General features: G+C 59.5%; 4 protein-coding genes. 1 reads left to right on the top strand and 3 read right to left on the bottom strand.

Annotation, left to right across the window (positions count from 1 at the left end):
- A partial coding sequence (locus A2I95_RS32800) for a peptidoglycan DD-metalloendopeptidase family protein (RefSeq protein ID WP_291736566.1) occupies positions 1-289 on the top strand: 289 nt, incomplete at its 5' end.
- 84 nt (positions 290-373) lie between these two features.
- Here the strand turns inward: A2I95_RS32800 and A2I95_RS32795 are convergent.
- The 3 genes from A2I95_RS32795 to A2I95_RS32785 all read right to left on the bottom strand — a co-directional run bounded on the left by A2I95_RS32795 (position 374) and on the right by A2I95_RS32785 (position 2,147).
- The gene (locus tag A2I95_RS32795; protein ID WP_291736563.1) at positions 374-1,216 is read right to left on the bottom strand and encodes an ATP-binding protein; all 843 of its coding nucleotides are present in this window, start codon (positions 1,214-1,216) and stop codon (positions 374-376) included.
- 97 nt (positions 1,217-1,313) lie between these two features.
- Positions 1,314-1,757, bottom strand: a complete 444-nt coding sequence (locus tag A2I95_RS32790) for a hypothetical protein (protein ID WP_260005457.1) — start codon at positions 1,755-1,757, stop codon at positions 1,314-1,316.
- Positions 1,758-1,778: 21 nt separating this feature from the next.
- Entirely contained in the window at positions 1,779-2,147 is a 369-nt protein-coding gene (locus tag A2I95_RS32785) for an antibiotic biosynthesis monooxygenase (protein ID WP_260005459.1), read from the bottom strand.
- Positions 2,148-2,209 lie beyond the last annotated feature (62 nt).

Below are 2,209 nucleotides of genomic sequence, written 5' to 3'. Positions count from 1 at the left end.
TGACGGTATCGACATCGCTGCCGCTGCCGGTGCGCCGGTGAATGCGGCTGAGGCCGGCACTGTTGCTGCGATCACCAAGGATTCCAATAATGTGCCGATTGTGGTGATCCGCCACAGCCAGAAACTGCTGACCGTCTATCAGAACGTTGGCAATATCACCGTGAAGAAGGGCGAAAGCGTGGTCCGCGGCCAGCGCATCGCCTCGCTGCGCGGCGGCGACGATGCCTATGTGCATTTCGAAGTGCGCGACGGATTTGAAAGCATAGACCCGCTGAGCTACTTGAACTGACGGCGGTAAGGATCTGCAAACAAACAAAAGCCCGGCAAAATCGCCGGGCTTTTCTGGTTTCAGACATTGCGGGGCCGTTGCGGCCTATCGCAGCGCCACCCCGTGCCGTCCGGCCAGGTCGGTGAAAAACTGCCAGGCCACCCGGCCCGACCGCGCGCCGCGGGTCGCCTGCCATTCAATCGCTTCTGCCCGCAGTTCCTCTGCGTCGGTTTGGACGCCGTAAGCTGCGCAATAGCCTGCAATCATCGCCAGGTATTCGTCCTGATCACAGGGGTGGAAGCCCAGCCACAGGCCGAAGCGGTCGGACAGAGAGACCTTCTCCTCCACCGCTTCAGAAGGGTTAATGGCGCTGGAGCGTTCGTTTTCGATCATGTCCCGCGGCATCAGGTGGCGCCGGTTCGAGGTGGCGTAGAACACCACATTCTCGGGCCGCCCTTCGATACCGCCGTCCAGCACCGCCTTGAGGCTTTTGTAATGCTGGTCGTCATGGCTGAACGACAGGTCGTCGCAAAACAGGATAAACCGGTTCTCCGAGCCGCGCAGGTGATTCAACAGACGCGCGACCGAGGGCAGATCCTCGCGCTGCAGCTCCACCAGTTTCAGCCCTGGATGATCCGCCGCCAGGGCGCCATGCACGGCCTTCACCAGGCTGGATTTCCCCATCCCCCGCGCGCCCCACAACAGCGCGTTGTTGGCAGCGGCCCCTTGGGCAAACCGGCGGGTGTTCTCCAGCAGCGTATCGCGGGAGCGGTTGATGCCGACCAGCAGCTCCAGATCGACCCGGCTCACCTGTTCCACCGCTTCCAGCCGTTCTGGCCCCACATGCCAGACAAAGGCGCTGGCGGCGTTGAAATCGGGTGCCTCCAAAGGTGCGGGCGACATCCGCTCCAGCGCCTCGGCAATGCGGGTCAATGCGATCTGGTCCATGGGTGCCTCCGTCCGTCAGTTGCCGCATTTCAAAGCACGTTCAAGGCGGGCCGGCAAGAGGCGAGAGACAGGCAGCGTGTCTGCAAGGGCAACAGGCCTAGGCCCTGCTTTTTCTGCGTGCGGCCATTCTGCGCCCGTCCCGAATGTTCATGCCCATCATCGTGAGGTTCAGCGCACCCGCCAATAGTTCAATGCCCTGCACAACGATGAATGCACCGTCAAAGTTTCCCGCACCTGCCCTTGCCTCCAGAAAGAAGGCCGCCGGCAGGAGAACCAGCAATCCATTTGCGGCAATAAAGGGCATGCGCTTCATCTTTGCACGGGCCGGGGCATCTTTGCGGCGGCGCCCGATCGCCATGCCTGAGCCTCCGGCAATAGCCATCGCCGGTATCAGGGCGAACATCCCCAAGAGGATTCTGGATTTGACCAGGGCAATGGTTTCCGGTGTTCCCAAAACCTCGCTGAGCACTGTGGACGTCCAAAACGTCAGGATGATCAGGAAGGCGGTTACACCTGCGGCTGCGTGGACTTTCTGTTTCATGGCAATCTGATCCCGGATCATTCAGGCGACACAATGATTGGCGACAGCCAATTTTTTGAACAGATGCGGCTTGGCGATTGCGCTTTCCGGGTACTGTGCAATGCGGCGTTGGAATTCCGGGTGCATGAATGCCGCACGAAAGCTTTGCACGTCCTGCCAGACAGCATAGTTCACATAGGTCGCGCTGCCGGCGATCCCCTTGTGCATCTGTGTCGAAATGTACCCGGGCTGCGCCTTCATGAAATCAGCGTCATGCGCCCAAGCATCCAACAAGGCCTGCTCATCAGATGGGTCTATTGTGAACAGGTTCATCAGGACAACCGGACCTTCTTCGGCGTCCATCTGTTCGAAAAGCGTGACGGCGCTGTCGAGTTCTGCAAGTTCAGGCATGTGGGTTCCTTTCACTAATATAGCATGCTATGTATCATTGCATAGCATGCTATTCAAGTGCA

The organism is Leisingera sp. F5, assembly GCF_001593695.1.
The sequence above is the reverse complement of the archived record's forward strand: the minus strand, read 5'-3'. Positions and strand labels throughout refer to the sequence as shown.